The following is a 25,371-nucleotide window of genomic DNA, read 5'->3' on the forward strand; positions in this document are numbered from 1 at the left end:
ACCCTGTGGATGCCCGGGCCGGGACGCTACCGGCGCGGGCCGGTGAAGCGGGCGAAGGTGTGGCTGAAGTACCAGGTGTCCTGGGCGATTCCGGAGCAGGAGTCGGAGCCGCCGGTGCCGACGCAGGTGCCGTTGTCGCGCTGGAGGGCCCAGAAGGAGAGGGTGTCGATGCCCTGGGCGGCGGCCCAGCGGGCGACGGTGGCGGCGTTCTGGGTGGTGAAGGTCTCGGCGGGGCCGTAGTCGTCGATGCCGGGCATCTCGGTGACGCCGACCATGCCCCACAGGTCCTTGGCGCTCTTGTGCGGGTAGAGGGCGTGCAGTTGGGCGTGGAGGCCGGTCGCCGCGGTCTTCGTGTCGGTGGCCATGTCGTGGGTGGCGCCGTCGTAGTAGTCGAAGGTCATGATGTTGACGACGTCGACGCGCGCGTGGTTGGCGACGGCGTTCTGGAGGACGGCGAGGCCGTCGGCCTCCAGGCCCTTGGTGGTCGTCGGCAGGGTGTAGGAGAACTGGAGCGGGCGGTGGGTGCGTTCGGCCCAGCGCTCGGCCTGGGCGATCGCCTTGTTGCGGCGGTCGATGCCCGCCGTGTTCGCGAGGGAGTCGGCCTCGACGTCGAGGTCGATGCGGCTGATGCCGTACGTCGTGACGAGCTTCTCGTAGACCCCGGCGATGGCGTCCACGTCGGTGCAGCTGTCGGCGAGTTCGGTGCCGGTGGTGTCCGCGCTGTAGCCGCCGAAGGAGGGGATGGCGTCGCCGCCGCGGGCCTGGAGGGTGGCGATGTCGGCGCCGAAGACGGAGGGGGAGACGGGCTGGGTGGCGTCGCCGTTCCAGTCGGCGGTGCAGGAGCCCGCGGCGGGGGCCTGGAGGAAGGCGAGGGTGAGGTACTTGTTGCCGGACCGGGCGGCGAGCGCGGCCGGGCTCTGGCCGGTCCAGGCCTCGAAGTAGGGGGCGGAGACGTGCGCGGGCAGGGGCTTCGCGCGGTGCTGGGCCGAGGCGTGCGCGGCGCCGGCCCCGAAGGCAACGAGCGCGGCGGACAGGGCGGTTGCGGTCAGGGCGTGCAGGGCACGGGTGGGTCTCATGGGCGCCCATATTTGGACTAGACCACTTAACTGTCAAGGTTCCTAACAGTCACCGGCGGGGCACCCCGTAACCCGGTCGGCGAAGAAGCCCTGTTGGAGACCCCTGGCAGATTTTTTTCATGCGGAGATTTGAACTGATCATTAGTGAGTCATTAATGTCTGATGCTCGTACTACTAGTTGACCCGCTAGCCGACCCGCCGGCTGACCCGTTGCTCGACTCATCCGCTCGGAAGGAGCTCGCCTCCGTGGCGTCCCACCGTCGTCCCAAGCAGCCGAGCCGCGCTCGCGTCACCGTGCTCACCACCGCCGCCGCGGCAGCCGTGGTCCTCTCCTCGCAGGCGGCCGAGGCCGCGCCCGCCGCCAAGCCCAAGAAGGACGAGGTCAAGTCCCGGGTCGACAAGCTGTACGAGGAGGCCGAGCAGGCCACCGAGAAGCTCAACGGGGCCAAGGAGAAGCAGGAGAAGCTGCAGAAGCAGATATCCGCGCTGCAGGACTCGGTCGCACGCGGCCAGGACGAGCTGAACGACCTGCGGGACGGCATCGGCAGCATGGCCACCGCCCAGTACCGCAGCGGCGGCATCGACCCGTCCCTGCAGCTGTTCCTCTCCTCCGACCCGGACAGCTACCTGGACAAGGCCTCCACCCTCGACCAGTTGAGCAGCCAGCAGGTCGAGACGCTGAAGAAGATCCAGGCCAAGCAGCGCGAACTGGCCCAGGAACGGGCCGAGGCCACCGGCAAGCTCAAGGACCTGGCCGCCACCCGGACCGAACTCGCGGAGAAGAAGAAGGAGGTCCAGGGCAAGCTCGCCGAGGCGCAGAAGCTGCTCAACAGCCTCACCGCCGCCGAGAAGGCCGCCCTCGCCGCCGACCAGGAGCGCGCCAGCCGCTCCTCCAGCGAGCGGGTGGACCTCGGCAGCGACACCTCCGCCACCGGCCGGGCCGCCGCCGCCTTCGCCGCCGCCAAGACGAAGATCGGCACCCCGTACGTCTACGGCGCCACCGGCCCGTCCTCCTTCGACTGCTCGGGCCTGACCTCCTGGGCCTACGCGCAGGCCGGGGTCTCCATCCCCCGTACCTCCGAGTCCCAGTCGACGATCGGCACCAAGATCTACTCGACGTCCGGCCTCCAGGTCGGCGACCTGGTCTTCTTCTTCAACGACCTGCACCACGTGGGCCTGTACGCGGGCAACGGGCAGATCCTGCACGCCCCGCGCACCGGCACCGTCGTCCGCTACGAGTCGATGAGCACCATCGGCGGACCGTTCATGTTCGGCGTCCGCGTCTAGCTACTGGCGCGAGCGCACGCGCGCGTCCTCCAGGTAGTGCAGGACCGCCGCCACCCGGCGGTCCACCCGGTCCGCCGGGGACAGGTCGAGCTTGGCGAAGATGGACCGGATGTGCTTGTGCACGGCGCCGTCGGTGACGACGAGCCGTTCCGCGATCGCCGAGTTGCCGAGGCCCTCGGCCATCAGGGCGAGCACATCGCGCTCGCGCGGGCTGAGCCGTTCCAGGCGGGTGTCCTGGCGGGAACGGGTGAAGAGCTGGGCGACGACCTCGGGGTCGATGGCCGTCCCGCCGGACGCCACCCGGTGCAGTGCGTCGAGGAACTCCTCGACCCGGCCCACCCGTTCCTTGAGCAGATAGCCGAGCCCGCCGACCCCGCCGGTGAGCAGCTGCGTCGCGAAGCTCTGCTCGACGTACGCCGACAGGACGAGAACGGCGAGCCCCGGGTGGCGGCGCCGGGCCTCGACGGCCGCGCGGATCCCCTCGTCGGTGTGGGTGGGCGGCATCCGGACGTCCAGGATCGCGATGTCCGGGCGGTGCGCGTCGATGGCGTCCAGGGCGGCCTCGGCCGTGCCAGCGGTGGCCGCCACGTCGAGGCCCTCGGCGCGCAGGAGGAGGGCGAGGCCCTCGCGGAGCAGCGGGTCGTCCTCGGCCATCACGATGCGCAGTGGCATGTCACATTCCACAGGGCAGTTCCACCTCCAGGTTCGTCGGCCCGCCCACCGGACTGGTCAGGCGCAGCATTCCGTCGTGCGCCGCGACCCGGCGCCGGATGCCGGTGAGCCCGGAGCCGCCGTCGGGGTCCGCGCCGCCCCGGCCGTCGTCGCTGACGGTCAGCCGGAGCCGTCCGCCCCGGGCCCGCACGGTGACCGAGGCCCGCTCCGCACCGCTGTGCTTGGCGACGTTGGTGAGGGCCTCGGCGACGACGAAGTAGGCGGTCGCCTCGACGGAGGCGGCACAGCGTTCGGGCGCGTCGACGTCGATCCGGCACGGCACCGGCGACTCGGCGGCCAGCCCCGACAGGGCCCCGGCGAGGCCCCGGTCGTCGAGCACCGGCGGCAGGATGCTCCGCGAGACCGTGCGCAGTTCGGCCAGCGCCTGCTCGGCGGCGGACTGGGCGCGCTCCAGGATCTCGTCGGCGCGGGACGGGTCGCGGGCCACCTGGCGGCGGGCGGCACCCAGCAGCACGGTGACCGAGACCAGCCGGTTCTGGGTGCCGTCGTGCAACGCCCGCTCGATGCGCCGCAGTTCGGTGGCGTGCGCGTCCAGGGCGGCGGCGCGGGTGGCGGTCAGTTCGGCGACCCGCAGGGAGAGGTCCTGGCCGGGCCCGGCGGCCAGCAGCCGTCGTCCGGGCTCCGCCTGGAGCCGGGCCATCCCGGGGGTCAGCCCGAGGATGACGGCGATCGACCCGACGCCGAACGCGCCGACGGCGAAGGCGTCCGGCCAGGAGTGCGCGACGCCGTAGCCGAAGGAGGTGGCGGTCGTGTCCTCGGGCGAGAACCGCCAGTACAGCGGGAAGAGCGTGTCCCGTACGGCGGACAGCGTCAGATAGACGCCGAGCAGCCCCAAAGCCAGCCCTGCGGTGGCGTGCCGGAGCAGCCAGCGCAGTTCGCGCCGGGTGGTGGGGTCGGCGAGCGCCGGCCGCAGCCGGGCGGGCGGCGGATCCGGGGCGATCACCTCGGGGCCGCGCCGCCCGAGCCGCTCCCGCTCCCGGCCGGCCAGGGCGTGCAGGGCGCGCAGCGCGAGGGGGGCGAGCGGCAGGCCCACGCCCAGCGGCGCGGTCACCGCCGTCACCGCGAGCAGAAGCAGCAGGCCGAACGCCGGGGCGGCCGTACCGAGCCCGCCGACCAGTTCGCCGAGCGCCCCGCCCGCGGCCCGCAGCGTCCGTGCGGCAAGGGCCTTGACGCCCTCGGCCCGCACACCCGTGGCAGCCATCGGCGCTCCTTCCTCCGTCGGCAACGACCCTAGGGCGTAGGGCAGTTGCACGGCGCCTCCAGCCCAGGAAAGTACAGCCTGCTGTACCCGGAACCGGGCGGCCCACGGGATCGGCCGAGGGGGGTCACGGTCCGTAGCGTCGGTGCCCTGATCCCAGGAAGCAGCGCCAGGAGGACCGTGTGACCGGCACCGACCCCTACCGTTTCACCAGCCCGCCGCCCCCGGCGGCGGATCCGGGCCGCGGCACGGACCTCACCCGCACCCTGCTCTGGTCCCTGCTGGTGCTCAGCGCGGCCGCCAACATGGCGACCTCGTACAGCGGTGTCACCCCCTGGGCGAACGTGGCCTGCGGAGTGGTGACCCTGCTCAGCGCGGGCGCCCTGGCGGTACGACGGCTGCGGGGCCGTCGATGAACACGACCGCGCACCCGGCCACGACCGACACCGCCCGGCGGGCCCCGGCGATCGCGCTGACCGGCGTCGGCAAGACGTACGCGGGCGGGGTACGGGCCCTGGACGACGTGTCGCTCACCGTGGAACACGGCACCTTCCTCGCCGTGATGGGACCTTCCGGCTCCGGCAAGAGCACGCTGATGCACTGCGCGGCCGGACTGGACACGCCGACCTCGGGCAGCGTCCGCGTCGACGGCCGGGAGATCGCCGGGCTGAACGAGACCAGGCGCACCGAACTCCGCCGGGAGCGCGTCGGTTTCGTCTTCCAGGCCTACAACCTGATCCCGTCCCTCTCGGTCGAGGACAACATCACGCTGCCGCTGCGGCTGGCCGGCCGCCGCCCCGACCGGGAGTGGATCGGCACCCTGGTCGAACGGGTCGGACTGGCCGACCGGCTCCACCACCGCCCCGCCGAACTCTCCGGCGGCCAGCAGCAACGAGCGGCCCTGGTACGGGCGTTGGCCACCCGACCGGCGGTCGTCTTCGCCGACGAGCCGACCGGCGCGCTCGACCTGCGCAGCGCCCACCAGGTCCTCGACCTGCTCCGGACGCTCGTCGACGACCTCGGCCAGACCGTCGTCATGGTCACCCACGACCCGGCCGCCGCGGCCCGCGCGCACACCGCGCTGGTGATGGCCGACGGCCGGGTGGTCGAGACCGTGGACCGCCCGGTGGCCGCGGAACTGGCGGCCCGGCTGGCCGCGTTGGGAGAGCACTGATCACCATGCTGCACTTCGCCCTGCGGATGGCCGCCCACCGGATCGCCTCGCTGCTCGCCGTGGCCTGCGCGGTCCTCGGCGGCGCGGCCCTGATCACCGCCACGGGGGTGCTCGCCGAGTCCGGTCTGCGCTCCCAGCTGCCGCCCGGGCGGCTCGGCGGCGCGGCCGTCGTGGTCGCCGCCGACCAGGAGTACCACCCGTCCGGCGACCTGCCGATCGCGCTGCCCGAGCGGGCCGCGGTCCCGGCCGCCCTCACCGCCCGGCTGGCGGGCCTGCCCGGCGTCACGGCGGCGGTCGGCGACCTCGGCCTCCCGGCCGCGCTGACCGACGCGCACGGCCGCCTCCTCCCGGTCGCCGACCAGGACCCGGCGACCGCGGGCCACGGCTGGTCCTCGACGAAGCTGCTCGACGCCCCGCGCGTCGAGGGCCGGGCCCCGACGGACGCGCACGAGGTGGCGGTGGACGCCTCGACCGGCCTGGCCGTCGGCGACCGGGTGCGCGTCGCCGCGGGCGGCCGCACCGCCACCGCCTACCGGGTGACGGCCCTGGTCCACGCCCCGGACGCGGGCATCTACTTCACGGACGCGACGGCGGCACGCCTCCACGCGAACACCGGCGCCGTCGACCTCATCGGCCTGCGTACCGCCCCCGGAGCCGAGCAGCGGGTCGCCTCGGAGGTCCGGGAGGCGGTCGCCGGTACCGGCCTGAAGGTCCTCACCGGGGCCGACCGGGGCGTGGCCGTCGCCCCGGGCGTCGGCTCGGCCCGCTCCCTGCTCGTGCTGCTCTCCGGTTCGCTCGCCGGGATCGTGCTGCTGATCACCGGGTTCGTCACGGCCGGCGCGCTGGGCGTGGCGATCGCGGGCCAGCGCCGGGACCTGGCGCTGATGCGGGCGGTCGGGGCGACACCCCGGCAGATCCGCCGGCTCGCGGCGGCCCAGTCCACCGCGGTGACGGCCGCCGCCCTGGTCCCCGGCATCGCCCTCGGCTACCTCCTCGCCGCCCGCTTCCGCACCCTCCTCGTCCACCGGGACGTGCTGCCGCCCCGACTCCCCCTCACCCTCAGCCCGTTGCCCGCCCTGGCCGCGGTCCTGCTGCTCGTCGCGACCGTCCGCCTCGCGGCCCGCTGCGCGGCCTGGCGCACCTCGAAGATGCCGGCCACCGAGGCGGTCGCCGAGTCCCGCAGCGAACCCCGCACCCCGTCCCGGGCCCGCACGGCCACCGGCCTGCTCCTGATCGCCGTCTCCCTCGTGCTGTCCGTCCCCCCGCTGCTGCAACGCACCCTGATCGGCGCCTCCGCCACCTCCATCGCGGGCATCGTCGCCGCGATCGGCCTGGCACTGGCGGGCCCCGCGCTGGTCCGCTCGGCGGGCGGGACGGTCGTACGACGGCTGCGCCCCGGGGTGTCCGCGCCGACCTGGCTGGCGATGTCCAACGTACGGGCGTACGCACAGCGCGTGACCGGGGTGATCAGCCCGCTCGCCATGGCCGTCGTGTTCGTGCTGACGTACACGCTCGCGCAGACCACGGTGCTGGCCGCGACCTCGGACGACACCCGCACGGGCACGCTCGCCGGGTACCGGCTGAGCGCGCCGGCGCTGGGCGGACTGCCGGCGGACACGCTCTCCGAGGTACGGCGGCTGCCGGGGGTGCGGGCGGCGGCGCCGGTCAATACGACCACCGTGGTGTGGCCGTACCGCATGTTCGGCGACACCGAGACCGAGTCGGCCGCCGCGCTGATCCTCACCCCGGCCGCGCGGGACGTCCTCGACCTGGGGGTGCGGGAGGGCAGCGTGTCCGGCCTGACCGGCGCGACGGTGGCCGTCAGCAGCGAGGTGGCGGGGCCGCGCGACGCCGGACTCGGCGCCCGTATCAAGCTGTTCCTCGGCGACGGCGCGCCCGTCGAGGCGAAGGTGGTGGCCGTGTACAGCCGTGGGCTCGGCTTCGGACCGGTCGTCCTCTCCCACGACCTGGCCGCCGGGCACACCACGTCCGGCCTCGACCAGAGCGTCCTGATCCGCACCGACGGCACGGCCACCGCCGGGCGCGGGCTCACCGCCCTGGCCGCCGCCCGCCCCGGCCTCGCCCTCTCGGACACGGCCCCCGACGCGGGCGCGGACACCCCGCCCGAGGTGTGGGTGAACCTCGCCGTCATCGTCGTCCTGCTCGGCTATCTGCTGCTCAGCATCGCCAACCGGCTGGTCGCGGCGACGGCCCAGCGCCGTACGGAGATCGCCGCGTTGCGCCTGGTCGGCACCACGCCCCGGCAGATCCTCGCGATGATGCGCCGGGAGGCCGGGGTGATCGCGGTCGCCGCGCTGGTGTCGGGGGCCGCGCTGTCCGCGGTGCCGCTGGCACTGCTGGGCCAGGGCTTCCTGGACCGGCCCTGGCCGGCGGGACCGACCTGGCTGGCACCGGCCGCCGCGGCGACGGTGATCGTCACGGCGTACGTCACGATCGAGCTGCCGACGAGGAGGGCGTTGCGGGTGCCGCCGGCGGAGGCCGTGAGAGCCCCGTAAGGGGCGCGGGGAACTGCGCGACAAGCCACGACGGCGCCGCGGACGGCTGAGCACCGTTCGATCCGTGACGGTCCGTCGTGGCTGATCGCGCAGTTCCCCGCGCCCCTGTCGGGGCGCTTGCTCAGCCCTCGGTTTCGGGGCAGCCCTCTATGGCCCAGTGGGTGTGGAAGGTGCCCTCCCGGTCCGTCCGCCGGTAGGTGTGCGCGCCGAAGTAGTCGCGCTGGCCCTGGAGCAGCGCCGCGGGCAACCGGTCGGCGCGCAGGGTGTCGTAGTGGGAGAGGGCCGCCGAGAACGCCGGGACGGGGATGCCTCGGCGGGCGGCGGAGGCCACGGTCTCGCGCCACGGCACCTGCGCGTCGGTGATCTCGCGGGCGAACTCCTCCTGGGCGAGCAGGCTGACGAGGTCGGGGTCGGCGCGGTAGGCCGCGCGGATGCGGTCGAGGAAGGAGGCGCGGATGATGCAGCCGCCGCGCCAGATCCGGGCGACCGCGCCGAGGTCGATCTTCCAGCCGTACTCGGCGGCGGCGTCCTGGATCATCGTCCAGCCCTGGTCGTAGGCGATGACCTTGGACGCGTACAGGGCGTGTTCGACGCGGGAGGCGAAGCGGTCGGCCTCGGTGGCGCTGAGCGGCGGGGTCGTGCCGCCGGGCAGTCCGGCGTAGGCGGCGCGCAGTTCGCGACGGCCGGAGGCGGCGCGGGCGAAGGTGGCCTGGGCGATCGCGGTGACCGGCGAGGCGAGGTCCAGCGCGGTCTGCACGGTCCAGCGCCCGGTGCCCTTCTGCCCGGCCGCGTCGGCGACGATGTCGACGAAGGGCGCGCCGGTGGCGGCGTCGACGTGGGCGAGGACGTCCGCCGTGATCTCGATGAGGTAGGAGCCGAGGCGGCCGCCGTTCCACTCGCGGAAGATGTCCGCGATCTCGGCGGGGGCGTAGCCGCCGACCTGGCGGAGCAGGTCGTAGGCCTCGGCGATGAGCTGCATGTCGGCGTACTCGATGCCGTTGTGGACCATCTTCACGAAGTGCCCGGCGCCGTCGGCGCCGACGTGCGTGGCGCAGGGCTCGCCGCCCACCTTCGCGCTGATGTCCTCGAACATCGGCCCGAGCACGGCGTACGACTCGGCGGAGCCGCCCGGCATGATGGACGGCCCGTTGAGCGCGCCCTCCTCGCCGCCGGAGACGCCGACACCCACGAAGTGCAGCCCCTTCTCGCGCAGCGCGGCCTCGCGGCGGCGGGTGTCGGCGAAGTGGGCGTTGCCGCCGTCGATGACGATGTCACCGGGTTCCAGGAGCGGCACGAACTCGTCGATGACGGCGTCGGTGGCGGCGCCCGCCTGCACCATGATCATGATGCGGCGGGGGCGTTCCAGGGCGGCGACGAACTCGGCGGCCGTCTCGGCGCCGACGAAGCTGCCCTCGTCCCCGTACTCCTCGACCAGCGCGCGGGTGCGGGCGGGGGTGCGGTTGTGGACGGCGACCGGGTAACCGTGCCGGGCGAAGTTCCGGGCCAGGTTGCGGCCCATCACGCCCAGGCCGGTCACGCCGATGGCTGCGGATGCGTTCACGGGGGACTCCGATCTGCGGACGAACGCTGACGTGCCCGGTGGTACGGGCGGACGGTGGGCGTCCGTTCAGCCCGCCGGGAGACCGGTGCCGATCCCGGACCCGAACGGGCGAAAGTCGCGGCTCCGGGCGTGTGTGTGCGGCCCGGGACCGTCCGGTCGTCCGAGGATCCGACAATGCGAACGGATGATCTACGACTTCTCACGGCCGCGCTCGTCCTCCTGCTGACCGGCGCGTTCCTCGCCACGCCCGCCAAGGCCGACCCCGGGGCCACCGAGCGCTGCGCCTTCGGAGCCCCCGGGGCCACGGATCCCGACCCGCCGGCCGGCATCGACGGCTGGACCGCGCCGACGGTCCGCTACCGGCTCTCCGCCGGCTACGGCGCCAAGGGCCGCCTGTGGAAACACCGGCACACCGGCCAGGACTTCGCGGTGGACGCCGGTACGCCCGTGTACGCCGTCGGCCCCGGCCAGGTGGTGACCACGTCCTGCGGAGACGGCTACGGCAACCAGATCGTCTTACGTCACCCGGACGGGTACTGGACGCAGTACGCCCATCTGTCCGTGATCCTCGTCCGCCCCGGACAGCGGGTCGCGGCGGGCGGGCGGATCGGCTCGGCCGGCGCGACCGGCAACGCGGACGGCCCCCACCTCCACTTCGAGGTCCGCACCAGCCCGTACCCGGGCTCCGCGGTGGCGCCGCTGCCCTGGCTGCGCGGGCACGGGGTCCAGGTCTCCGGCGATCCGGCGGGCCTCGCACAAAGTTCGAAGATGCCCGCACCGCGCCCACCGGCTCCCGGCAACGACCAGACTTCCCCTCATGGCTCGTTTGAGGTTCGTCCTCCTCATCACGATGGCCGTCCTCCTGCTGCTGCCGGTCTCCCGGCCGGAGACCCCACGGCCCGCCGCCCCCGGACCCTTCGGCGCGTACGTCGGCTACGGCGCCGAAGGGGTGCGGCGGGTGAGCGCGCTCGGTGACTGGCTGGGGCACGACGAGCCCCGGGTCGGCCACACCTACCTCCCGGGCGACGTGTGGCGGAACATCGAGGGCGCCCCGGACTTCGTACGGCTGTGGGCGCACTGGCGGCGGGCCGAGCCGGACCGCCTCCTCGTCCTGAACGTGCCGATGCTGGAGCGGACCGAGGACCACCTGCCCGACGCCGAGGTACGGCGGCAGCTGCGGCTCGGGGCGGGCGGGGCCTACGACGGCCACTTCCGCACGCTGGCCCGGCGGCTGGTCTCGGTCGGCGCGCCGGACACCGTCGTCGTCCTCGGCTGGGAGATGAACGGGGACACGTACACCCACCGCTGCGGGCCGGACCCGGCCGCCTGGAAGGCGTACTGGGTGCGGATCGTCACCGCGATGCGGTCGGTGCCGGGCGCGCGGTTCCGGTTCGACTTCACGCCGAACCGGGGGCGCGACGCCGTGCCCTGGACCCGCTGCTATCCCGGGGACCTCTTCGTGGACATCGTCGGGATGGACGCCTACGACTCCCCGCGCGGGCTCTCCTTCGAGGAACAGGTCGCGGAGCCGTACGGGCTGCGGGCCCAGGTCGACTTCGCCCGGGCCCACGGCAAACCCGTCTCGTATCCCGAGTGGGGGCTGTACGAGAACGGGGACGATCCGGCGTACCTGCGGGGCATGCTGGAGTGGTTCGCGGCCAACCGGCCGCTGTACCAGACCATCACCGACTACTGCCCGCACGGGGTGTGGGGCTGCCGGGGCAATCCCCGGTCGACGGCGGTCTACCGGTCGCTGATGCGGGGCTAGACCTGCTGCTGGCCCTGGCCCTGGCCTTGTGGGTTCGCCCCGCGCCGCCACTTCCGGACGCGGGCGAAGAGCCAGAGGCAGAGGCCGGTGATCAGCAGGCGCCCGACCAGGTCCAGAACGGCATCCGCCAGCCGCCCGGCGGAGAAGCCGCCGGAACCGAAGGCGAGGGAGAACAGGGCGCCGAGGAAATGCAGCAGCGCGTTGCCGACGAGGAAAAAGGCGATCGGGGTCAGCGGCACATCGCGCCAGCTTCTGCGCGCGGTGCGCCGCTTCCCCGTGTCGTCCCCGGTCATGGGCCGGATCCTCGCATCACTCCCTGTGGGACCTGCGGGGCGGGCCGCCGGGCCGGGCGGGTGCGGCCGTCAGGAGGAGCTGGCGCTCGACGGGCCGAACAACTCGATCTCGGCGATGGCGACCTGGGTCTTCGCCGAGGCCTGGTAGGAGGACTCGATCGTGAAGCGGACGGAGACGACGTCCGCGGCGCGCAGGTTGCGGGTCTGGCCGCCGACCATCTGGTCGAGGGTCAGCTCGCGGTCCTCGGTCTTGCCGTCGGCCGTCTTGATCGTCACCTTCACGCGGTGCGGCAGCGCCGACTTCTTGAGCTGGTCGAAGTGGTTCGACTCGCCCGAGGAGACGATGACGTTCAGGAGACGGGTCGGCTCGTCGAAACGGGCCTCGATCCACTCGCCCTCGCCGCCCTGGATCACGCCGGGGCCCCACCAGGTGTTGCTCACCTTGTCGAAGGCCAGGTCCGGCTTGTGCCCCGCGTACGAACGGGACGCGGTGATCCGGTCCGGGGAGACCTGCGCCCGCTGGGCGAAGTGGTCGCGGGTGGCGCTCACCGCGTTCGGGATGTTGAACGCCAGGACGGTGACGAGGGCGAGGACGACGGCCGCGACGATCCAGGTCAGCACGCGGTCGAAGGTGCGGCGCAGGCGGGGGCGGTCACCGGCCCAGGGGGTCTCGCGGTTGCGGAAGTCGAGGATGCGGCGCCACCAGGGGCGGGGGGCCGAGGGGGAGGTGCTGTCATGGCCGGCCATGGGCATGGCGCAGCGGGTGCAGAAGTGGCGGTCGGGGCGGTTGGGGGTGGCGCACCAGGGGCAGGGGGTGCCGCCGTGGGCGCCGAGGTCCTCGCCGGGCGTGCGGACGGAGGCGGGGCGCTGGGGGGTGGGGCGGCCGGGGAGGACGGGGGCGACGGAGGGGGCCGGGGGTGGGGTGGCGTCGGGGTCCTGTACGGGGACGAGGAGGCGGCGGGCCCGGTCGTGGGTGTCGTCGGCGTCTTCGCCTTCGGCGGGCGGCCCCTGTGGGGGCTGCGCTGCGTCGGCGGCTTGCGGTGTGGGGACGGTGGGGGCGTCGGGGGTCGTGGGTGCGGTGACGGCCGGTGGGGGCTGGTCGCGCAGTTCCCCGCGCCCCTCACGGGGCGCTGTGGTGGGCGGAGTTGAGAGGTTCCCCTGCTCCTCACGGGGCGCGGTCGTGGTCGTGGCGCGGACTTCTCGTTGCGGGAGGCCCGAGCCGCCGTCTCTCCGGGTGAAGGCGTCCCAGGCGGGGGCTGCGGTGGCCGGGGTCGGTTCGGGGGTCGGGGTGTCGCGGTTGCCGGTCCAGCTGAGGACGGCTCCGCAGGCGTCGCAGAAGGACTGGCCCGGTTCGGCGACCGTGCCGCACTCTGTGCAGTTCTGGGTGGTCGTCATGGCTGCGGGGTCCTTTCGGCGGACGCGGTCACCTGGACCGTGTAGGGCATGTGAGCGGGGCGGGCGGCGGCGACGAGGTGTTCCAGGCGGACCTCGTCGGCGGGGGTGGGGGCGGGCAGCGTGAGGTGGACGTGGAGGCGGGGGCGCGGGGTGCCGGGGAAGGCGCCGAGGGGGCGGGCGCTCCAGGTCGCGCCGCCGCTCTCGGTGATCTCCGGGGCGACGCCGAAGGCCAGCCGGACCGCCTCCGCGAGGCCCCGGCGGGTGCCGCGGATGCGATGCAGGTAGGCGGCCGCGGCGACGGCGGCACGCAGCAGCGGTTCCGGTTCGGTGCCGTCGGTCTCCGCGCCGACCCAGGTGCCCAGCCACTCGGCGAAGTCGAGGGGGGCGAGGGCCGGGTCGAAGTAGGTCGGGAGGCAGTCGAGGACGTTGGGGATGGGGGCGATCACGTCGTCGAGGCCGGCGACGAACCGCAGGGCGAGGTCGTCGTCGGCGAAGACCGCCGGGAGCATCGGGCCGATGGGGACGGAGGAGCCCAGGCCGTCGATGGAGCCCCTCATTCGCCGATCACCCGGACCCGGTGGTCGTAGGAGAAGACGAGGGAGGGGGCTTCGAGGTCGATGCGGTCGGTCGGGTCGCCGCGCTTGCCGGTGAGGGGGTCGGCGGGGTGGAGGACGACCTCGTCGACGAGTTCGACGCCGGGGACGCGCTGCAGGACCGCGAAGACCTCGCCGGACTGCACCGGGCGCCCGAACGGCCAGCCCTTGCCGTCCGCGCCGCCGGTCAGCGGGTCGAGGTGGCGGTAGAGGGCGTCGTGGGCCTGGCGGCGGACCCGGTCGACGTCCACCCCGCGGAAGGCGTGGACGGTGGCGACCACGGTGACGCCCTGGTAGAAGGGCGGGCCGACCGCCAGCCGGGTGCCGATCAGGCGGCGTTCGTCCAGGTGGCGGGTGATGCGGTCCAGCAGGGCGTCGCCGGGGACGAGTTGTTCGAAGCGGAGCCGGCCGCCGGGGTCGGGGACCGCCTGGGGCACCACCAGCACCCGTACCGCGTACGACCCGTACTCGGTCTCCTCGCCCTCCAGGCAGGTGATCCGGGCCGTCTCGGGGGCGGCGCGGCGGGCCAGCTCCTCGTAGTCGCGCAGGGTCACCGCCCGCTCCTGGGCGCGCAGGGTGATGGGGGCGCGGACCTTGGCCTCGGCGACCGTCTCGCCGTCCACTCCGCCGCGCGCGGCCTCGCGGTTGACGACCTCCGAGACGTACGGGATGGAGGAGCGGAGGATCTGTACGGCGCCCCGGGCCACGTTGCCGTCCCGGCCGCCGCCCGTGCGGTAGCGGCGGGCCCGGATCACCGCGCCCTTGGGGGCCACCGCGCCGTACTGGCGCAGGGAGCCGTCGGGTTCGCGGACCGCGGGGCCGAAGGCGATCTCGCCGGTGGTCGCGTCGAGGGTGAGGTGGCGGTCGTAGGGGCCGGAGGCCGCGAAGTGCGGGACGACCTGCCAGTCCAGCCAGCCGTCCTCGCCGTCGTGCTCGGCGGTCTGCAGGAGGAGCGGCGGGGTGTCGCCGACGACGGGGGCGTGGGCGAGCCGCAGCCGCTGGCCGGGCAGGCCGGTGGACTCGCCGAGCGCCTCGTCCTCGACGGTCTCCGCGTGGACGGCGCCGGTGGTGCCGCCGACCGTGCAGGCCTCGGCGAACCGGACCGTCGGGGAGGTGGTGTAGAAGGGCTGGTCGGAGTGGGGTTCGGTGACCCGGCAGCGCAGCCAGCCCGCCTCCCGGCCGCCGTTGCGGGAGAGCACGTGGCCGCCGGGGACGTGCAGCACGATCTCGCCGGGGCGGTTGAGTCCGCCGGTGCCGTCCCGGTCGACCTCGCACTCCCGCCAGCCGTCCTCCGTCCACGCCTCCCACACCAGCGGCGGCTGCCGCGGGTCCACGCCGACACCGTCGACCCGGCTGTCCAGGTCGAGGGCGACCGCGCAGTGCGGGACGGCCGCGGTCAGGCCGAGCAGCATGCAGTCACCGGGGTTCGGGGCCTCGGTGAAGCACAACAGGTCCTTGCCCTCGGCGAGTTCATGGGTGAGGTCGACGACCGCCGAACCGCGCTCCTGCTTCATCAGGTGCCGCAGCTCGCTCGGTACGACGGTCAGGGCGCGCTCGGTCGCGAAGACCACCGCCTCCTGCGTCTCGGTACGACGGGTCGCCACCTCGGTGCCGACCGGCACCGGCACCGGGTCCTCCTGGGCCGCCGACAGCCAGAACGTCACCTCGGTGCGGGCCGCGGAGGGCGGGAAGAGGGTGATGCCGACCAGGTCCAGGAAGGCCAGGTGGTTCTTCTCCGGGACCCGGTTGAGCCGGTACACGATCTGGTCGGCCATGTGCGCGACCGTCTCCACCAGCGTGATGCCGGGGTCGGAGACGTTGTGGTCGGTCCACTCCGGGGCGCGCTGCTGGATGTAACGCTTGGCGTCGTCGACGAACTGCTGGAAGCGGCGGTCGTCGAGGTTCGGGGAGGGCAGGGCCATCGGGGATCAGCGGTCGCTTTCCGAGGAGTCCGAGGAGGCGGGCGGCAGGTCCGGCTCGTCGTGGGAGGGGATGACGTAGAAGGGGAAGACGAGGCTGCGCGGGTTGTTGGTGCCGCGGACCGAGTAGCGGACGTCGATCATCAGCACGCTCGGGTCGGCACCGGTGGTGACCTCGACGTCCTCGACCTCGATCCGCGGCTCCCAGCGGTCGAGGCTGGCGTACACCTCGTGCTGGATCCGCCCGGCGGTCTGCTCGTTGACGGGCGCGAAGACCAGGTCGTGGATGGCGCAGCCGAACTCCGGCCGCATGGGGCGTTCGCCGGGCGCCGTGGAGAGCACCAGCCGGATCGCCTCCTCGACCTCCTTCTCGCCGCTGACCAGGGCGATACCGCCGGTGGGCCCGATGCGCAGCGGGAACGACCATCCGGAGCCGACGAACTGCTCTGCCATCAGTCCCGCACCCGCCCCTCCGGGAAGTCGTGGCGCCCGCTCATGCCGGGATCACCATCACGGTCAGACCGGCCATGGTCAGGTTGCCGAGGACCGGCACCTGCGGGGCCGTGATCGCCACGGTGGCCAGGGAGCCGAGCGCGAGGGCGCCGTTGCCGCGCAGCGAGGCGGCACCGGACGCCATCAGGTTCAGCGCGGCGGCGTTCACCGAGACCGCCCCCGTCGGCGCCTTGATGTCGACGAGTTCGGCGCTCTGCAGGGACAGCGGTCCCCCGCTCCTGATGCTGAGCGCGCCCTTCGCCCGCAGCGACAGACTGGTGCCCGCCTCGACCGACACCGCCCGGTTCCCCTTGATGGAGACGTCACCCTTGCTGTCCACGGTGATCTCGGTCTTGGTCCGGTCGAGGAACACGGTCAGTCTGCCGTCGCCGCTGGCCAGCCGGACGCCCTCCTTGCGGCCCTTCTGGTCGAGCAGGTCCATGTGGTTGCCGGACCGGTCGGAGACGGTGTGCCGGGTGGCCCGGCCGCGCATGCCGTCGTGCAGCGGGACGTCCTTGACCCGGGTCGGCTTGTCCTTGCCGTTGTAGAGGCCGCCGATGACGTACGCGTGGTCGAGGGTGCCCCGGTCGAAGGCGACCAGCACCTCGTCGCCGACGTCCATCGGGAACACCCCGCCGCCGCGCACCCCGCCCAGCTGCACGGACCGGGTCCAGTCGCTGACGTAGGTGTCGTCCAGCCAGGGGAACTTGACCTTCACCCGGCCCTGCTGCAGCGGATCCTGTACGTCGGTGACCAGCGCCGGGGCCACGCTGAGCTGCCGGTCGAGGCCGCCGTCCGCACCGCCGCCGGAGGCGACGCCGTACAGGGACCGCCACTGCCGGCCGCTGACCGTCACCCAGGTCTCGTAGTGCTTGGCGTCGCCGAAGACGTGCCGTACCGAGGTGACCGTGTACTTGCCGGCGAAGGGCGTGCCGACGTCCTTGAGCGCCACCGGCACCCCGGGCCGCAGCTGCGGATTGCCCCGCACCACGACCTCGACCTCGGCGAACCCGGACGTCACGTCGTCGGCGAGGGCGGCGGCCGCGAACTTCACCTCGGACTGCTTGTCGTAGGGGGTGCGGGTCTCCACCAGCTTGGCCGCCGGGAACTTGGCGTACGCGTCGCCGGGGGTGGCGCCGATGCTGTACCCCTGGTTGCCGTTGGCCCGGGAGGTCGCGGTGAGCGTCTTCTTCGTCGTCACGTCCCAGCCGCGGGACTCCACCGTGGCGACCTGGTCGGCGGCGGTGACGGCGGAGCGCAGCCGCAGGATGTCGTGGCCGGCCTCCAGGACGAAGGGGCTCTTGTCGCCGTCCGTGCTCGTCGAGGGCGCCCCGGAGGCGTCCTTCGGCTTCACGAACTGGAACTTGCCCTTCGCGTCGACCGACATGACCATCTCGTTCTCGTCGGCGAGCCGCGCGAGGAACTCCCAGTCGGTGACGTTGCTCTGGCTGATGAACTCGTAGACGGTCTTCGTCGCGTCGATCCGGCCGATCGGCACCCCGTCCTGCCCGGCCAGCTTGCGGGCGATGTCGGAGGCGGTCTGGTTGCGGTACGCGACCACCCGGCGCTGCCGCATCAGCCGGAAGCCCTTGTCGTAGCCGCGGATCACGGCGTAGCTGCCGGTGCCGTCGTACTCCGCCTCCATCGCGGTGACCTCGCCGGTCAGCAGCGGGCCCGCGGTGTCCAGGCCGTCGGACATCGGGGTGAGCACCACCTCGCTGCCGAACTTCACGCCCAGGTCGCCGAGGAGCTTGCGGTCCTTGTCGCGGAAGGTCAGCTGGAAGGCGGCCGGCACGCCGACGCCCTGGTCGACGTGGGCGTCCATCAGCGCGGACCCCCACACCGGGTCGGACTTCAGGTCCTTCCCGTTGATGGTCACCTTGATGATGTTCGAATAGGCGTACTTCACCATCAGTGCCGCACCTCCTCGGCGGCAGGCAGCACGAGTTCCGTCCCGGCGGTCAGCCGGTTCGGGTCGTCGATCCCGTTCGCGTCGGCGATCGCCCGCCAGGCGGACGCGTCGCCGTACTCCCGCCAGGCCAGCGCCTGCAGCGAGTCCCCGGCGACCACCCGGTGCACGCGCTGTGCGGTGAGCGCGCCGGAAGTGGGGTTCTGCCCGGGGGTCTTGGTCGGGATCTCCTGGAGTTGCAGACGGCAGGTGGCCCGGATGGGCATCCCGCTCGTCCCGAACAGGATGTAGGAGGCGTCGACCGAGGCGACGTACGCCGTGAACCGGGCCGTCGAGAACGACCCCCACTCGAACACCACCCACGGCGGCGACGGCCGCTTGTTCGCGATGCTCTGCGCGGTGACCTCGCAGCACGTCAGCAGCGACTCGACCTTCTTCAGCACCGAGTTCGCGGTCGGCTCGTCCGAGGAGTCCAGGAAGATCTCCACGCTCATCTGGCGCGGGTGCGCGCCGAGGAACTCCGGGAGCGGGCCGTCGCGTTCGACGGGCGCGTAGGAGGACTTCCAGTCGGCGCGGCGGCCGATGGTGAGCTGCGCCGGGTTGAAGTCGAAGTTGAAGGACTTCATGAGAGCGCCCGGGGTACGGCTGCCGCTCGGCGGGGGCTGGTGGATCTCCAGGGTGGCGCGCACGAGGCTCTTGCCGGCGCCCCGGCTGCTGCTGGCCATTGTCTTCCTCTGCCCTCTCGTCCCGCTCAGTCCGTGAAGCCGTGGTGGGTGATCTCCAGGACCTCGGTGGCCACGGCGGGGCTGGCCGGGTCGAGGGAGGGGCCCTGCCAGCTCACCGGCAGCACGTCGAGGAGGCCCCAGCGGGCGACCTCCGAGCCGTCGGCGCGCAGCGCCGTGATCTGGGCGGTGGGCCGCTTGATGCCCGTCTGCACGGAGGAGATCCACTTCGCGACCTTCGAGGTGTCCGGGGTCAGCGGTCGCGTCAGCCGGATGGTGGAGAAGGTGACCCGGGTCGGCAGCTGCCACACGAAGCCGTTGTTGCCGCCCTCCTGCCGCCGCTCGACCTCCACCTGCGACGACAGCCCCTCGCACCCGTTGAAGTAACCGAGGCTCTCGCCGTCGATGGAGAGGCTGAACCAGATCGTGGTTCCCGGGTCCTGGCGAGCCATCGGGGGCCTTTCTGTGGAGGAGGTGGCGTGGGCGGGCGGGGTGGAGCGGAGATGTTCAGGGGCGGAAGTCGCGGAGCTTGCCCACGCGTTCGCGGTCACGGCGGAGTTCGGTGCGGACGTGCCGGGTGATGCGGTCGATGATCCGGTGCACGAGCGCGTCGACCTGGTACTCCGTCAGAGCGCCGGGATCGAAGCCGCCCTCCTCCACCGCCCGGTACTCCGGGGGAAGGTCGTCGTTCGTGGCGCTGACGACGTGGCCCCCGGGCGGGGGTGGCGGCGGACCGTCGGGCGGCGACTGCCCGGGCGACTTGGTGACGGGGGCGGAGGGAGGCGGGGGCGTGGTGGCGACCGGCTCCTTCCTCAACGAGTTCTTGATTCCCGTGATCACCGGCGGGAGGGCTGTGGTGAGGGCGTCGCGCTGGATGGTGGGGAGGTTGAGGGGGGCCACGGGGAGGGGGACGGCGGAGGTGGAGAGCGGGGTGGCGGGGCGGAGCGGGACGGGGTGGGGGGTGGTTGCGGTTGCCGTTGCGGCTGTGGCTGTGGATCGGGTGGCGGCCGGTGGGGGCTGGTCGCGCTCACGCGGCGGTAGCCGCACGTCAGACCCTGCCCCGCGCCCCTGAAGGGGCGCCGCAGGCGGGGTGAGGGGAGAGGAGGACGGACGTCGCTGCACGAAAGGCGGCTGGCCGTCGACGGGGGCGGAGGCTCCGGTCTGGAACGGGGGTACGGCGAGAGGGGTGGGGGCGGTGGCGGGGGTGGTGCTCGGCGGGACGGGTACCTGGCGAGGCGCTTCGGGCGTCGGGTGCGGGACGGGGACGGCCGGCCGCTCTCCCGGGCCGCTCGTCGCCCGCCGCCGCTGGACGGACGGGACGGGAGTGGCCGGGACCGACAGGGGGGCGCCGAGACCGACGCGGGGGGCGGGGGCGGGGGTAGGCGAGGCCGTGGTCGGAAGGTCGGTCGGGGCGGGCTGCGGGTGCGTGTTCGGACGGGACGGCGCCTGATCCGTCGTCCGCCGCTGTACGGGCGCGGCCCCGAGGGCTCCGGCCCCCGCCGGACGGACGAGCGGCGCGCCGAGGCCCGGGCGAAGGGAGCCGGTCGGCGTCGCGGTACGCGGGACCGACGCGGAGGCCGAAGTGCCGCTCGACGGGGACAGGTTGGGGCCACGTGAGGATATCGGCGCCGATTCCGCCGGGGCTTCCCGCCCCGCGACGGCGGAGGCAGCGGGCAGCGCCACCGGCGAAGGACGACCGGTCACGGGAGTCTGGTCGGGCTCACGCCGGGACTTCGGCTGAACCGATGCGGCCGCGCGTTCCGCCGGACGGGACGCTTCCGGTACGGCGTCGGGGGCCACCACACGCTCCGCCACCCGCCGCTGCACCGCCGAAGCGCCGCTCGCGGAAGGCGGACCGGGCTCGCTCGGGCGCCTCGGTTCAGCCGACGCGGCCGCGCGTGCGTCCGGTACGACACCGGCAGCGGGCGCCGCGCTCCCCGCCACCCGCCGCTGCACGGAAGGGGCGGCGGCGGGACCGGCCACGGGGGCCTGGTCGGGCTCACGCCGGGACTTCGGCTCGGCCGATGAAGCCGCGCGTACTTCCGGTACCCGCCGCTGCACAGCCGACGGGCCGGTCGCAGAAGGCAGACCGGGCGGTTCAGCCGACGCGGTTGCGGGCGCCTCCGGCACCGCAGCAGCAGGGGGCGTCGCGCTCCCGGCCACCCGCCGCTGTACCACCGAAGGCCCGGTCGCAGAAGGCAGACCGGGCGGTTCAGCCGACGCGGTTGCGGGCGCTCCCGGCACGGCAGCAGCAGGAGGCGCCCCGCTCCCCGCCACCCGACGCTGCACCGCCGAAGGCGCAGTCGCGGAAGGCTGGCCAGGCTCACTCGGGCGCCTCGGTTCAGCCGACGCGGTTGCGCGTGCATCCGGTACGACATCGGCGGCGGGCGTCGTCGTGCTCTCGGGCACCCGGCGCTGCGCAGTCGGCTCTCGGCCGATGCTCTCGGCCGGGGTTGACGGTGGCCGTACGTGTGGGGTGGCGGTTGTGGTTCTGGAGACGGCCGGTGGGGGTTGAGTGCGCTCACGCGGCGGTAGCCGCACATCAGACACTGCCCCGCGCCCCTGAGGGGGCGCTGCAGGCGGGGTGGGGGGAGAGGAGGACGGACGTCGCTGTACGAAAGGCGGTTGGGCTCCGGCGCTGGTGGATGGCTGTGCGGGGGTGCTGGATACGGTCGGAGAAGTCGGCGTCCGCCGCTGTACCGGGGCCACGGCGGCGGGCGTTGCGGGCGCCGAGGGGGGCGTGGAACGGGCGGGAGGTGTCGTCGTAGGGGACATGGGTGCCGTAGTCCTGGAGGACGTGTGGTCGGCAATGTCCGGACGCGTCGCCGCTCGCTGTGCGGCGTCGTCCCCCGCTCGGTCGCCCTCCCCCGGCGCGGTCACCGCGCCGCCCTCGCTCGCCAGTGCCCTCGGTGCCGACGGCAGCGTCCGGCGCTGTACGGCCGTGACCGATGTGTTCGCCGGCGCGTGCGTGAGGGCGCTGCGCCGAGGCGCGACGGGAGGCGCCGGTGTGATGCGCGGTCCCGTGGCCGGAGCCGGAGCGACCGGAGCCGACTGCGGCGGCCACGCCACCGGAACGGCCCCGGAAACCGGAGCCGGACCCGCCGCCGTCGGCGGGGTGACCGACCGCTGGGCAGCAGGCGCCACCGGCCTCTGCCCCGTGCCCGTGACGACGTCGGCGTTGCTCTCGGTGGTCGGCAGAGGCCGCGGCACCGGCGCGGTCGCACCACCCCGCCGCCCCGCCAACGGCACCCGCTGCACCACCGGCGCCGCCCCAGAGGCCCTGGCAGTCCCGGCGGACCCGGCAGCCCCGGCGGTGGCCGGACCGACCGAACCGACCGCACCAACCGACCCGACCCGACCGACCGACCCGGCCGGAGAACCGGCCGACCCCGTCCTCGGACCGCTCCCGACCGCTCGCAGCGGTACCACCGGCAGCGGTGGGCCCGGAGGTCTCGTGGGGCCGGCCAACGGCATGGACTGCATGGGTCGTTCGAGGCCGGACAAGGCCCCCGCTCCCGTGCGCCCGGTCAGGCCGCCGCTCGCCAGGGACGCGCTGGACTCGCCGTCCAGGACCGCGTGTGAGCGCGTGCCCAGGAAGGAGGGGTTCTGCCAGGTGGGCAGGCGGCCGCCGAAGCCGGGGTCGGCGACCGGGCCGCCCGTTCCCAGCGCACGCTGGATCGGCGGCAGCCCCGGCCAGGCCGCCGCCACGACGGGACGCGGCGGCTCCTCGGCGGAAACCCCCGGCTCCACCCGCGTTTCCGGCGCGCGGTCCCGCCCCCGTACCCGATCCCAAAGCCCCACCGCTCAGCCCTCCGCCCCTGCGGAGGCCGCCCGGGTCACCAGGGACGCGATCTCCGCGGTGTAGCGGCGGCGGTCGGCGTGCTCCAGGTCCAGGATGTCCTCCAGGTTCCAGTGGAAGTGGTAGGCGACGTACGCGATCTCCTCGTGCAGCCGGTCGGTCGCGTACGTCACGATTCCCCCAGGCGGCTCCCGCCGAGTTCCACCTCGAAGGGCTCCGAGCAGTGCGGGCAGTTGACCGCGGCCCGGGTGTGGCCCTCCGCGTTGATCTGGCGGTAGAAGTCCTGCAGGAACGCCAGGTCGGAGGCGAACATGTTCTCCACGATGCCGTCGTGCATGAGCGGCAGCGTGCCGAGGCGGGTGATCACCCGGCCCAGCAGCACCACCGACAGGAACGCCGGGTTCTCCTGGACGCGGATGTCCCGCAGCGGGATCAGCTCGTCGCGCGCCGTGGACAGGCGCATCACGCCGTCCCGGTGGACGGTGCCCTGCTCGTCGACGTAGCCGCGCGGGAGCTGGAACGGGAACTCCGTGCGCAGCACCTCGCGGGGCGCCTCCTGCTGCGGGGGCGCCGTCATCGTCACCTCCGGGGCCGGGGGCGCCGCCACGCTCCCGGCCCTGCCGGCCGAACGCCTCATTACTCGATGACCAGTTCTTCGAACGTGATGGTCACCGACTCGGTCAGCGCCGACGCCTCGCCCGCCTTGACCGTGGAGGTGTCGATCTTGCTGCACCAGGCGTTGCGCAGGTTGTAGCGCTTCACCGGGGTGTTCTGGAAGTCCATCATGATGATGGTGGCGTTCTTGCGGGCCGTGGCCATCTGGCCGTTGATCGACTCGTTGATCCACTGGGTGAACGACGAGGACTGGGTCATACCGCGGATGACCGTGCAGGTGCCGTTCTTCTTCACGCCCGGCAGGTTGCGGACGTGGTTCTTCCCGTCCGGCGTGTTCTGCTGGTAGGTGATGACGTCCTGCTCCATCGACAGGCCGCTGACCTCGGCGAGGTACTCGACCATCACGCCGTCGATCTGCAGACCGAAATTGTGCGATGTGAGGGCGTCACCCGGCTGGAGACTCATCTCTGTTACTGCCCGTTCTGCTCAAAGTGCCTGGGAAACAAGGGGGTTGGGACCCGGGGGTCCGCTACTCCTGGAGCTCGCCGCTGCCGCTGGAGAACTGGGCGAGGCGGAAGATCACGAACTCGGCGGGCTTGACCGGCGCGATGCCGATCTCGCAGATCACGCGGCCGACGTCGACCGACTCCGGCGGGTTGGTCTCCTCGTCGCACTTGACGTAGTACGCCTCCTCGGGCCGCTGCCCGAACAGGGCGCCGCTGCGCCACTCGTTGACCAGGAAGGCGGAGATGTTGCGCCGGATACGGGCCCAGAGGTTGTGGTCGTTGGGCTCGAAGACCACCCACTGGGTGCCGATCAGGATCGACTCCTCCAGGTAGTTGAAGTACCGGCGGATGTTCAGGTAGCGCCAGGCCGGGTCGGAGGAGAGGGTGCGGGCGCCCCAGATGCGGATGCCGCGGCCCGGGAAGGCGCGGATGCAGTTCACGCCGATCGGGTTCAGGAGGTCCTGCTCGCCGCGGGTGATCTGGAGTTCGAGGTCGACCGCGCCGCGGATGACCTCGTTGGCGGGAGCCTTGTGGACACCGCGCTCGGCGTCGTTGCGGGCCCAGACGCCGGCCACGTGGCCGGACGGCGGGATCAGCCGGGAGGTGCCGGAGGCCGGGTCGAAGGTCTTGATCCAGGGGTAGTACAGGGCCGCGTACTTGGAGTCGTAGCCGGCCGTCTCCTGGCGCCAGACCCGGATCTGGCGGGCGTTGAGGCTCGGCGGCGGGTCGATGACCGCGACGCGGTCGCCCATCAGCTCGCAGTGCGCGATCAGGCCGAGCTGGACGGCCTTGACGGCCTCCAGGTCGATCGCGCCGCGCTGGTAGGCGGCCATCAGGTCGGGCACGGCCACCATGGACACCTCGTCGACGGCCTCCAGGCCGCCGAAGCCGGTGCGGTCGGCCGAGTCGCCGAGGTAGGTGGCCGGGCCGGGGTGGGAGCCGGCGTCCGCGACGGGGGGCGCGGACGCCGGGGTCGGGGTCGGGGCCACCAGGGCCACCGTCTGGTTCTCCGGACGGGCCAGCTGCGCGGCGGGCGCGGCCTCGGTCACGGTGATGAGCTTGGAGCGCTCCTTGACCTGGGTGACGACGTAGTTGCGGCCGCCCTTCTTCGCGGTCACGTCGAAGGTCTCGACGGGCTTGCCGCCGTCCTTGACGACCAGCTTGAAGCGCTCGGCGGGGCCCTCGCCCTCCGGGTCGGCGACCTCGACGCTCAGGTCGCCGGAGGCCACCGCGCTCACCGTGAAGGTGCCGAGCTGCCTGGCCTCGCCGGGCGGCAGCGCGGCCGGGGCGGCGGCGCTGCCCACGGCCGCCGGGGTGCCGGGGGCCGCCGCGCCCTCGGGCGAGCCGCCGACCCGGACGACATAGGCCGCCGTGCCGCCGTTGTTGAAGAAGCCGTAGACGGAGTGCGCGAGGTAGTACCCGTCGGTGAACTCACCGAAGGCCGCCACGTACTGCGTCCAGTTGGTCACCAGCGTCGGCTCGTTCAGCGGACCGGTCGGGGCCAGGCCCACGAAGGCCGCCACCGACGTGCCCACCCCCTCGATGGGGCGCGAGCCGCTGGCCACCTCCTCGACGTAGACGCCGGGCGACAGGTAGGACGGCATGCTCTGCTCTCCTCGGGGTACGAGACAGGAACAATCCCCACCCTCACGCGCGAAGCGCGTGCGCCGAAACGGCCTCCGGTGCCTGTCGGCGGGCAATCTCCTTGCCCTCAAGGGCAGTTCGCCGGGTCCCGCTGCCCCGGGGCACGATCGGTCTGCCCCTCGGGCTGCCCCCGTGGTCCTCCCGGTCCCGGGACCGGGGCGGTAAGGCTGGA

General features: G+C 73.5%; 23 protein-coding genes. 6 read left to right on the forward strand and 17 right to left on the reverse strand.

Translation table 11 applies throughout. From position 1 onward, the window contains the following. Window positions 1-26 precede the first annotated feature (26 nt). Window positions 27-1,076 carry a chitinase gene (locus ACGFZS_RS08805; protein ID WP_393794518.1) on the reverse strand — a complete coding sequence of 350 codons (1,050 nt, stop codon included), beginning with the start codon at window positions 1,074-1,076 and terminating at the stop codon, window positions 27-29. Window positions 1,077-1,322: 246 nt separating this feature from the next. Here ACGFZS_RS08805 and ACGFZS_RS08810 point away from each other — a divergent pair, with 246 nt between their 5' ends. Then, complete coding sequence (locus ACGFZS_RS08810) at window positions 1,323-2,363, forward strand: NlpC/P60 family protein (RefSeq protein ID WP_393794519.1); 1,041 nt, start codon at window positions 1,323-1,325, stop codon at window positions 2,361-2,363. Here ACGFZS_RS08810 and ACGFZS_RS08815 read toward each other — a convergent pair whose 3' ends face one another. After that, entirely contained in the window at window positions 2,364-3,029 is a 666-nt protein-coding gene (locus ACGFZS_RS08815) for a response regulator (protein WP_393794870.1), read from the reverse strand. It lies immediately after the preceding gene. Between the two features lie 7 nt (window positions 3,030-3,036). After that, on the reverse strand, window positions 3,037-4,296 hold the full coding sequence (locus ACGFZS_RS08820; protein WP_393794520.1) for a sensor histidine kinase: 1,260 nt from the start codon (window positions 4,294-4,296) through the stop codon (window positions 3,037-3,039). Between the two features lie 179 nt (window positions 4,297-4,475). Here ACGFZS_RS08820 and ACGFZS_RS08825 point away from each other — a divergent pair, with 179 nt between their 5' ends. The 3 genes from ACGFZS_RS08825 to ACGFZS_RS08835 are packed head-to-tail and all read left to right on the forward strand — an operon-like array spanning window position 4,476 to window position 7,983. Then, a complete protein-coding gene (locus ACGFZS_RS08825) occupies window positions 4,476-4,709 on the forward strand; it encodes a hypothetical protein (protein WP_393794521.1) in 234 nt (77 codons plus the stop codon). Beyond that, window positions 4,706-5,467, forward strand: coding sequence for an ABC transporter ATP-binding protein (locus ACGFZS_RS08830; RefSeq protein WP_393536361.1), 762 nt, complete (start codon window positions 4,706-4,708; stop codon window positions 5,465-5,467). Before ACGFZS_RS08825 ends, ACGFZS_RS08830 begins: the two co-directional genes overlap by 4 nt. Window positions 5,468-5,472: 5 nt before the next feature. Beyond that, window positions 5,473-7,983: an FtsX-like permease family protein gene (locus ACGFZS_RS08835; protein WP_393794522.1), complete on the forward strand. Its 2,511-nt coding sequence runs from the start codon at window positions 5,473-5,475 to the stop codon at window positions 7,981-7,983. Window positions 7,984-8,104: 121 nt separating this feature from the next. Here ACGFZS_RS08835 and gndA read toward each other — a convergent pair whose 3' ends face one another. Beyond that, window positions 8,105-9,544 carry an NADP-dependent phosphogluconate dehydrogenase gene (gene gndA, locus ACGFZS_RS08840; RefSeq protein ID WP_393794523.1) on the reverse strand — a complete coding sequence of 480 codons (1,440 nt, stop codon included), beginning with the start codon at window positions 9,542-9,544 and terminating at the stop codon, window positions 8,105-8,107. Between the two features lie 174 nt (window positions 9,545-9,718). Between gndA and ACGFZS_RS08845 the strand changes: the two genes are divergently transcribed. Together ACGFZS_RS08845 and ACGFZS_RS08850 are read left to right on the forward strand one after the other, a co-directional pair. Then, entirely contained in the window at window positions 9,719-10,519 is an 801-nt protein-coding gene (locus ACGFZS_RS08845) for a M23 family metallopeptidase (protein WP_393794524.1), read from the forward strand. After that, on the forward strand, window positions 10,413-11,312 hold the full coding sequence (locus ACGFZS_RS08850) for a glycoside hydrolase family 26 protein (RefSeq protein ID WP_393794871.1): 900 nt from the start codon (window positions 10,413-10,415) through the stop codon (window positions 11,310-11,312). The genes ACGFZS_RS08845 and ACGFZS_RS08850 overlap by 107 nt, the downstream gene beginning before the upstream one ends. Here ACGFZS_RS08850 and ACGFZS_RS08855 read toward each other — a convergent pair. The 13 genes from ACGFZS_RS08855 to ACGFZS_RS08915 all read right to left on the reverse strand — a co-directional run bounded on the left by ACGFZS_RS08855 (window position 11,309) and on the right by ACGFZS_RS08915 (window position 25,159). Beyond that, window positions 11,309-11,605 carry a hypothetical protein gene (locus tag ACGFZS_RS08855; RefSeq protein WP_393794525.1) on the reverse strand — a complete coding sequence of 99 codons (297 nt, stop codon included), beginning with the start codon at window positions 11,603-11,605 and terminating at the stop codon, window positions 11,309-11,311. The genes ACGFZS_RS08850 and ACGFZS_RS08855 overlap by 4 nt on opposite strands. A gap of 69 nt (window positions 11,606-11,674) precedes the next feature. Further along, on the reverse strand, window positions 11,675-13,000 hold the full coding sequence (locus tag ACGFZS_RS08860; protein WP_393794526.1) for an NADase-type glycan-binding domain-containing protein: 1,326 nt from the start codon (window positions 12,998-13,000) through the stop codon (window positions 11,675-11,677). Further along, on the reverse strand, window positions 12,997-13,557 hold the full coding sequence (locus ACGFZS_RS08865) for a phage tail protein (protein WP_393536349.1): 561 nt from the start codon (window positions 13,555-13,557) through the stop codon (window positions 12,997-12,999). The genes ACGFZS_RS08860 and ACGFZS_RS08865 overlap by 4 nt, the downstream gene beginning before the upstream one ends. Then, the gene (locus tag ACGFZS_RS08870; protein ID WP_393794527.1) at window positions 13,554-15,515 is read right to left on the reverse strand and encodes a putative baseplate assembly protein; all 1,962 of its coding nucleotides are present in this window, start codon (window positions 15,513-15,515) and stop codon (window positions 13,554-13,556) included. Before ACGFZS_RS08870 ends, ACGFZS_RS08865 begins: the two co-directional genes overlap by 4 nt. Before the next feature lie 6 nt (window positions 15,516-15,521). After that, window positions 15,522-15,965, reverse strand: coding sequence for a GPW/gp25 family protein (locus ACGFZS_RS08875; RefSeq protein WP_355721196.1), 444 nt, complete (start codon window positions 15,963-15,965; stop codon window positions 15,522-15,524). 40 nt (window positions 15,966-16,005) lie between these two features. Beyond that, window positions 16,006-17,916: a VgrG-related protein gene (locus tag ACGFZS_RS08880; protein WP_393794528.1), complete on the reverse strand. Its 1,911-nt coding sequence runs from the start codon at window positions 17,914-17,916 to the stop codon at window positions 16,006-16,008. Further along, a complete protein-coding gene (locus ACGFZS_RS08885; protein WP_393794529.1) occupies window positions 17,916-18,638 on the reverse strand; it encodes a LysM peptidoglycan-binding domain-containing protein in 723 nt (240 codons plus the stop codon). Before ACGFZS_RS08885 ends, ACGFZS_RS08880 begins: the two co-directional genes overlap by 1 nt. Before the next feature lie 26 nt (window positions 18,639-18,664). After that, window positions 18,665-19,087 (reverse strand): phage tail protein, encoded by a 423-nt coding sequence (locus ACGFZS_RS08890; protein ID WP_393657582.1) that lies wholly within the window; start codon window positions 19,085-19,087, stop codon window positions 18,665-18,667. A 55-nt stretch (window positions 19,088-19,142) separates the two neighbouring features. Beyond that, complete coding sequence (locus ACGFZS_RS08895; RefSeq protein ID WP_393794530.1) at window positions 19,143-19,535, reverse strand: hypothetical protein; 393 nt, start codon at window positions 19,533-19,535, stop codon at window positions 19,143-19,145. Window positions 19,536-22,439: 2,904 nt separating this feature from the next. Then, window positions 22,440-22,607, reverse strand: coding sequence for a DUF6760 family protein (locus ACGFZS_RS08900; RefSeq protein ID WP_355721179.1), 168 nt, complete (start codon window positions 22,605-22,607; stop codon window positions 22,440-22,442). Then, entirely contained in the window at window positions 22,604-23,071 is a 468-nt protein-coding gene (locus tag ACGFZS_RS08905) for a hypothetical protein (RefSeq protein ID WP_393794531.1), read from the reverse strand. Before ACGFZS_RS08905 ends, ACGFZS_RS08900 begins: the two co-directional genes overlap by 4 nt. Continuing rightward, window positions 23,071-23,514 carry a phage tail protein gene (locus ACGFZS_RS08910; RefSeq protein WP_355721173.1) on the reverse strand — a complete coding sequence of 148 codons (444 nt, stop codon included), beginning with the start codon at window positions 23,512-23,514 and terminating at the stop codon, window positions 23,071-23,073. Before ACGFZS_RS08910 ends, ACGFZS_RS08905 begins: the two co-directional genes overlap by 1 nt. Before the next feature lie 64 nt (window positions 23,515-23,578). Beyond that, a complete protein-coding gene (locus ACGFZS_RS08915) occupies window positions 23,579-25,159 on the reverse strand; it encodes a phage tail sheath subtilisin-like domain-containing protein (protein WP_393794532.1) in 1,581 nt (526 codons plus the stop codon). Window positions 25,160-25,371 lie beyond the last annotated feature (212 nt).

The sequence above is a fragment of the Streptomyces sp. NPDC048288 genome, assembly GCF_043201555.1.
GTDB lineage: Bacteria > Actinomycetota > Actinomycetes > Streptomycetales > Streptomycetaceae > Streptomyces.

Excerpts from the sequence above, each read along its gene's own strand:
- ACGFZS_RS08820 (WP_393794520.1), bottom strand. The coding sequence starts at position 4,296 with ATGGCTGCCACGGGTGTGCGGGCCGAGGGCGTCAAGGCCCTTGCCGCA.
- ACGFZS_RS08875 (WP_355721196.1), bottom strand. The coding sequence starts at position 15,965 with ATGGCAGAGCAGTTCGTCGGCTCCGGATGGTCGTTCCCGCTGCGCATC.
- ACGFZS_RS08880 (WP_393794528.1), bottom strand. The coding sequence starts at position 17,916 with ATGGTGAAGTACGCCTATTCGAACATCATCAAGGTGACCATCAACGGG.
- ACGFZS_RS08830 (WP_393536361.1), top strand. The coding sequence starts at position 4,706 with ATGAACACGACCGCGCACCCGGCCACGACCGACACCGCCCGGCGGGCC.
- ACGFZS_RS08905 (WP_393794531.1), bottom strand. The coding sequence starts at position 23,071 with ATGAGGCGTTCGGCCGGCAGGGCCGGGAGCGTGGCGGCGCCCCCGGCC.
- ACGFZS_RS08865 (WP_393536349.1), bottom strand. The coding sequence starts at position 13,557 with ATGAGGGGCTCCATCGACGGCCTGGGCTCCTCCGTCCCCATCGGCCCG.
- ACGFZS_RS08870 (WP_393794527.1), bottom strand. The coding sequence starts at position 15,515 with ATGGCCCTGCCCTCCCCGAACCTCGACGACCGCCGCTTCCAGCAGTTC.
- ACGFZS_RS08890 (WP_393657582.1), bottom strand. The coding sequence starts at position 19,087 with ATGGCTCGCCAGGACCCGGGAACCACGATCTGGTTCAGCCTCTCCATC.
- ACGFZS_RS08805 (WP_393794518.1), bottom strand. The coding sequence starts at position 1,076 with ATGAGACCCACCCGTGCCCTGCACGCCCTGACCGCAACCGCCCTGTCC.
- ACGFZS_RS08860 (WP_393794526.1), bottom strand. The coding sequence starts at position 13,000 with ATGACGACCACCCAGAACTGCACAGAGTGCGGCACGGTCGCCGAACCG.
- ACGFZS_RS08855 (WP_393794525.1), bottom strand. The coding sequence starts at position 11,605 with ATGACCGGGGACGACACGGGGAAGCGGCGCACCGCGCGCAGAAGCTGG.
- ACGFZS_RS08885 (WP_393794529.1), bottom strand. The coding sequence starts at position 18,638 with ATGGCCAGCAGCAGCCGGGGCGCCGGCAAGAGCCTCGTGCGCGCCACC.
- ACGFZS_RS08845 (WP_393794524.1), top strand. The coding sequence starts at position 9,719 with ATGCGAACGGATGATCTACGACTTCTCACGGCCGCGCTCGTCCTCCTG.
- ACGFZS_RS08910 (WP_355721173.1), bottom strand. The coding sequence starts at position 23,514 with ATGAGTCTCCAGCCGGGTGACGCCCTCACATCGCACAATTTCGGTCTG.
- ACGFZS_RS08835 (WP_393794522.1), top strand. The coding sequence starts at position 5,473 with ATGCTGCACTTCGCCCTGCGGATGGCCGCCCACCGGATCGCCTCGCTG.
- ACGFZS_RS08915 (WP_393794532.1), bottom strand. The coding sequence starts at position 25,159 with ATGCCGTCCTACCTGTCGCCCGGCGTCTACGTCGAGGAGGTGGCCAGC.